The 5,939-nt window shown below is 40.8% G+C and carries 7 protein-coding genes; 2 read left to right on the top strand and 5 right to left on the bottom strand.

The genetic code is table 11. The features are described from left to right. Positions 1–148 precede the first annotated feature (148 nt). Both BTO23_RS20670 and BTO23_RS20675 read left to right on the top strand, forming a co-directional pair. The gene (locus BTO23_RS20670; RefSeq protein ID WP_105064444.1) at positions 149–769 is read left to right on the top strand and encodes a winged helix-turn-helix domain-containing protein; all 621 of its coding nucleotides are present in this window, start codon (positions 149–151) and stop codon (positions 767–769) included. Then, complete coding sequence (locus tag BTO23_RS20675) at positions 762–1,232, top strand: hypothetical protein (protein ID WP_105064445.1); 471 nt, start codon at positions 762–764, stop codon at positions 1,230–1,232. The genes BTO23_RS20670 and BTO23_RS20675 overlap by 8 nt, the downstream gene beginning before the upstream one ends. 27 nt (positions 1,233–1,259) lie before the next feature. On the opposite strand, the gene BTO23_RS20680 is transcribed toward BTO23_RS20675, so the two are convergent. The 5 genes from BTO23_RS20680 to BTO23_RS21655 form a co-directional block, all read right to left on the bottom strand. Further along, the gene (locus tag BTO23_RS20680; protein WP_105064446.1) at positions 1,260–2,687 is read right to left on the bottom strand and encodes a tryptophanase; all 1,428 of its coding nucleotides are present in this window, start codon (positions 2,685–2,687) and stop codon (positions 1,260–1,262) included. Between the two features lie 91 nt (positions 2,688–2,778). Next, entirely contained in the window at positions 2,779–4,050 is a 1,272-nt protein-coding gene (locus BTO23_RS20685) for an aromatic amino acid transport family protein (protein WP_105064447.1), read from the bottom strand. Between the two features lie 154 nt (positions 4,051–4,204). After that, on the bottom strand, positions 4,205–4,495 hold the full coding sequence (locus BTO23_RS20690; protein WP_211295954.1) for a ParB N-terminal domain-containing protein: 291 nt from the start codon (positions 4,493–4,495) through the stop codon (positions 4,205–4,207). A gap of 46 nt (positions 4,496–4,541) precedes the next feature. Then, positions 4,542–5,000, bottom strand: coding sequence for a DUF3440 domain-containing protein (locus tag BTO23_RS21650; protein ID WP_245922159.1), 459 nt, complete (start codon positions 4,998–5,000; stop codon positions 4,542–4,544). Further along, the gene (locus BTO23_RS21655) at positions 4,979–5,428 is read right to left on the bottom strand and encodes a phosphoadenosine phosphosulfate reductase domain-containing protein (RefSeq protein WP_245922160.1); all 450 of its coding nucleotides are present in this window, start codon (positions 5,426–5,428) and stop codon (positions 4,979–4,981) included. Before BTO23_RS21655 ends, BTO23_RS21650 begins: the two co-directional genes overlap by 22 nt. Positions 5,429–5,939 lie beyond the last annotated feature (511 nt).

The following is a 5,939-nucleotide window of genomic DNA, read 5'->3' on the forward strand; positions in this document are numbered from 1 at the left end:
TGTGAGTGAGAATTTGGACTTTTAATATTATTTATATCTAATTAATATTTATTTTTTTGTTTGATGTATGTAAATAAATTGTAAATTAGAGTAATTTTTGGCTGGTAGAGCAAGATCTTATATCTTACTTAGAAGCGGGGAGAAGAGGATGGCTCAACGAGAGGATAATTTTACATTACCTATAGGTGAGGATGGCAAACTTGAGAAAGATGATAGTGGCGCTAAAGTATATTTTTCTGGAGGTAAATCTTTTTCAATAACAGTTCCTGAGAGTTATATTTTGAAAAAGCTTATCGAAGAAGATGGAAAAGTTGTTGAAAAAAACGAGCTTATTTGTGCAGCTTGGGGACGCGCCGACGTCATAGGCCCAAACTCACTTCCTGTTGCTATCACTAATTTAAGAAAGATATTAGGTTTTTATAATATAAAAATAACTAACGTACCTAAGAGAGGGTATCGTATTGATTACGGTGAAAAAACGAATGGAATGTTATTAGATGAATCGAAAAAGAATAATAAAGAGGTGCAATATGGCACGTTAAAGGCAAGAAGAACTGTGTTTGCAATATTTTTTATGTTGGTATCTCTATATGCGATAGCATACATTTGGTTTTCTTGGGTACGTATTGAATGTAAAGTAAATTCTCTCGTAGAAGTATGTCATGTTAAAGGCGATACGTTTGATCCCAGCCTAATCGATGGCAAGACCGCTGGGCTTTATTATTACTCTACTTCCAATGGAATGGTAAAGGTAGAAAGTCATGAATAGATTCCTTATTTTTAGCTTTACACTTTTTGCTTTGATCGCAACAGGTTTGGTCTACGCTTTTCTGAATGGCTCATCATGTCGATACTCTATTTCCCTTTATGTTGGGGAGGATGATCGGTATGTTTTTATTACTTGTTATCGAGGTAAAGTGGTGGCACTGCAAACAAGACAAAATGAACAAGGTGAGATCCTATCGAAATGGAAGGTGGAAGCGCGACACTTTAGACTGAGCTCTCAGAGTATTTACTTTGTCTATTCAAGAACGCCCCTTGTTTATGGGAGTCAAGTCGATGCTAATGATCGTTTTAATGAAATATCGTCTGGATTCAAGCTATTGTTTTATAACATGCAAAGGAGAGGGGATAACGATGTTTACATTTTTCAAGAATTTCCGAGGTACTACGTACATAAAGGAACGATAGATGGGGTATTGGATGCTTGGGATGACACCAACCAGCTCTGAAAGGCAAGAGCCGGTTGGTTGAGGTGTTTAGAGCTGCGTGAATCTCGCGTTGAAATGTCGTAAGACTGGCGGCTCGTAGGAAAACGAAAGTCCTTTCAGTTTGTGAATATTCTTTTTAACCTCGCTAAAGGCTTCAATCACGTAATCCAAATGGGCTTTCGTATAGGTGGCCCGAGGAACTGCAAGGCGCAGTAGCTCTGCTGGGCAAGGGAGTTGTAGCCTAGTCTCCGGATCCCTACCCAACAGTAAAGAGCCAATTTCTGCGCCTCGGGTTCCTGCGGTCAAATAAAGCTCGCATGCTAAGGCATGGCCTGGAAAGTGCTCGGGCTTGATGTGGGGCAGAAGAGCTCCAGCGTCGATGAAGGCGGCATGTCCACCAGCCTGCTGACATTGGATCCCAATAGATTCAAGTCCAGAAACTAAATATTCAATTTGTTGGATCCTTGACTCTAGCCATTCTTCTCGCATCGCTTCGTACAGACCGACGGCTAAACGCTCCATAGCTCCTCCTTCGAGGCCACCGTAGGTGGGAAAACCTTCGAGTAGGACACAATGCGTTTGGCATTCCCTAAACGTTTCTAACAATGAATCATCTTTAAAGCTTAGTAGCCCCCCCATGGGGACCATGGCGTCTTTCTTGGCTGACATGGAAAGAATATCGGCGTACTTAAACATCTCCTTGGTGATATCTGAAATCTGCCAATCCTCATAGCCTGCCTCACGTTGTTTGATAAAATAGGCGTTTTCGGCAAAGCGTGCACAATCCATAATGACTGGGATGTCATAGTGTTTGGCGATCTCGTAGACCGCTTCTAAGTTTGACATAGACACGGGCTGACCACCTGCCGAGTTGCACGTGATGGTACTGACAATGTATGGAATATTTTCTGCGCCAATTTCCTCAATAGTTGCTACGACTTTTTGCAGATCAAAGTTACCTTTAAAATCCGCGCGGACGGAGGTGTTGAAAGCGGACTCGTCAGGTGCATTAATGACCTTGCAGTTATTGATCTGTGTGTGTCCCTGGGTAGTATCAAAAAAATAGTTAGAGATGGCAGCCATTTTAGAGCGCTGTAGGCCTTTTTCTTGCTCTCTCTTGTTGATAAGGGCGGGGATGTAGAGCTGTTCTGCACCACGACCTTGGTGAGTAGGGATGGTCAGTTGATAGCCAAAAATGTCTTCGACCGCAGAAGAGAGCGTGTAATAGCTTCTACTTCCGCTGTACGCTTCGTCACCACGTAACATAGCGGCTTGCATGTCTTGTGTAACTGCACCCGTTCCACTGTCTGTCAGCAAATCGATAAAAATGTCTTTGCTTTGAATGAGAAAAGGATTGTAACCCGCCAGTTTGAGCACCTCTTCACGTTCTTCACGAGTGGTTTGTCGAATTGGTTCTATCACTCGGATTTTGTATGGCTCAGCCAGATAGCCCGTCTTTAAATCTTGTTGGTACATATATACTCCTTAAAAATTAAAAAACTAGAGAGAAGAGAACTCGTAGCCTCTTCCTTCCAGAGTTATGAGTTGCTCCTAACGTGTTGGTGTTTTACTCCTGACCAAAAACCGGTAAGAGCGATAATGTGTTCAATAAATGAACAATGATGGTGACGACGCCAAATAAGGCGACAGAAACAAGGGTCCAATCGTTTCCAGGGACACGATATAACGTCATGTTGTCTTTTTGCGTAGCGGCGCATTCATTTCGGAATTTTTTGACTAGAATAGCTGGGATAATACAAGCCCAAAATGCCGCTGCAGACGCTGCAAAACCAATGGCAGTTAAAAAACCAAACGGAAGGAGCAAAGAGCAAATGAGCGGTGGCAAAAAGGTAACTGCCCATGTTTGGTTTCTGCCTTTTGTTGTTGAAGCGTCAAATTGAAAGGCGTCAGCAAGGAAATCAAACAATCCCAAGCCAACCGCAATAAAGCTGGAGAGAATAGCCGCTGCTGAAAAAGCACTTAAAACGTTCTCCAGCCAATGCTTATCCGAGAAGGTTTCTCTGACGTTGTTCAGCAGAGCGTCAATGTTGCCATCTTGTGCAATGACGGAGGTAAAACTGTCTCTTGGAATGTTTCCGAAGATGGCGAAAAGCCAAATGGTGTAAAAAACAAAAGCGAGCACAACACCCAAAACAAGTGCATTTCTTGCTTTACGTACGTCCAGATAATAATCCCGCATCGAAGAGACGGAATGTTGGTAACCAAAGGATGCTAAAGCAACAGGAATAAAGGCGAACACATAACGGCTGTCTGTTATAGAGAAAGCTTTGTCATCAAGCGCAAAAAGAACGCGAGTATCTAGGTTTGCAGATAATCCAGTCATGGAAAAAGTAAAACTTAAAACCATAAATATTAGGAGAATGATTGAAACGCGATCTACTACCCGAGTGGAGTGCCAAATTGGAATAGAAAAGCAAAGCAAAAATAGAATTGAGGCGAATTTTGCGTTGAGGCTGGTGTAGCCTTGGATGATAAGTCCTGAAGAGGTGATGTAGGCGTATAACAAGATCGCCCCCACGAAATAGACCGTGAGATTTGTAACGAATTGAACCTTTTTCCCTAATAAATCTTTGGTCAAAGTCGAAAAAGAGGACTTGTATGGGTAAGATTGAAGAGCCTCTAGCAATAAACACCCACTGGTGATCATAACCAGCATTGTTATGACTAAAACGATCATCGAACCAATAAACCAAACACCTGCGCCCGCCGAAGGTAACCCAAGCATTCCCGCACCGACGCAGGCGCAGGCAATGATGCATCCCCCACCCAATACCGAGGGAATGGGTTTGATTTTGCTCTTATCAATGGAATTATCCATATACGTGTTTCCTTAGTGTTATTTACTTAAAAAGCGAATGAAATAGAACAAGTGAAAATTCAAAAAATCCTCATGACAGGGCGTATTAAGTGACTTTCCTACAGGCTATGTCACTTGTCGTAATTGGATCTTTTCTTGGTAGTATTAATTTGTGTTAATTCCATGACTTCGAAAAATCTTGTTCTTGAAAAACGCTCGCCAAACCAGTGATTTGTTGCATCCGCAAGACTTCATCTCTGTCCATTCCCAGTTCTTTACCAATATTGTCATTGCTCAATCCTAGCGCCTTTAAATGGATGCTCAGATTGCTCGTTAACTCGACTTGATGCACACCGCGAGCAATATTGTGTCGGACCGAAGTGGCAATGCATTCCTCTTCAGGGAGATCCAAAATCACTACCGGAACGTAACCAGGAATACTTTGTAGTTCAGGATGTTTAAACAATAAACTGTATCGGTGAAATCCATCAACTAAAACGTATTTTGAGCCGCTAATTTTTCCTGCCCTGTTCCTTGCAGTAACGGGCGCCGAAGTTACTGCCCTCCACACGACCAACTAACTTTTGCCAAGTTTGTGGTTCTAATATTTTATACAGCCATAATCCTTTGCGTTGTTCATCCCCAAAAGGTTGGCAAAGCCTTTGCATTGAAAAAGGTACTCCGGCTTTATACATTAGTTCATAAATACGGTTATAATCCCAACTAAACCGTGCGTTGGCGATCCAAATATCTTTTGTTTTCCAATCGTAAATTGGGTATGCGGTATAGACATCTTTTTGAAGGCGAGTGGTCCAGTATTTATCCTTATACTTTCCCTTTTTGCTATTTTTTATTGTGTTGAAACGATGAAGCGATTCGTCTGCTCTAAGGCCAATTAAAACCGCAATAGGCGTTCCTTTTTGCTGCTGAAACCAATGTGCAAACTCGACTACGAAGTCTTCAAACTCCATTGCAAAGTAAAAAAAGGAAGAGCGGTCGGGTCAGAAATTACGTATTTATTTTTAGGCATGCTTCTTACCCAATCTTTTTCTCTCTTTGGATCCCAGCAGAGCCATTTAGGTTGAAATTGTGATAAAGAGTTTCGAAGACTAATTGGAAGGCAAATCCAATATGGGTTAACTTCTTTACTGCTTATTATTCGCTCGATGAACAGTTGAGTCTCTTTGTACTGAGCCTCAAAATCGACAATTAGTATGTCTAGAGGAAGTCGACCTCGTTTTTCTGCTTCTTCAATAGCGAGATTTAATAATACTCCAGAATCCTTTCCGCCCGAAAAAGAAACATAGACATTGTCAAAATTATCGAATAGATAACGTACTCTTTGTTGAGCAGCCTCCAAGACATTTGATTCTTGCCAATGTTTTTTAGAGTATTTCATTGTTGTTCACCTAACCAATAATTTGTGTTTTTATGCTAAAATGTGACCTTTGTATTTCTAATGAGGCTAATGTTTAAATTAAAAAAACAAAGAGAGGTTGATTTTGGGGTAGACCAACCACCTCTTTGGGGTAGGGACAGTAATTTCCCTTAATAACATAGAGATAGAGAGAGCTTGTTGAAAGAGCTTGTGACGAGACGGTTTAGTGAACTTTACTATATAAATAATATATGGTCCGCTATTGAAAATTAAGATTAAAGGGGCTTTACCCTTCGGGCAGGCATATATTCTTATGGTGATTGAACACTTCTTTTGTCCCTGTCTTTTCATCACGAGATAGAGGCTAAAACAGATTTGCATTCTTCTAAATTAAATAATTAATTAATTAATTATTTTTGTTTCTAATTTAAAAATAATTAATATTATTTAAATTCTATAAAATATGGATATGGCGCGTCTCCGCATTGCTTTGATGATTGCGTATACCAGTTAATTCCAGCGCTCTATAGAA

It is taken from the genome of Aliivibrio sifiae, from assembly GCF_002954715.1.
Lineage (GTDB): Bacteria > Pseudomonadota > Gammaproteobacteria > Enterobacterales > Vibrionaceae > Aliivibrio > Aliivibrio sifiae.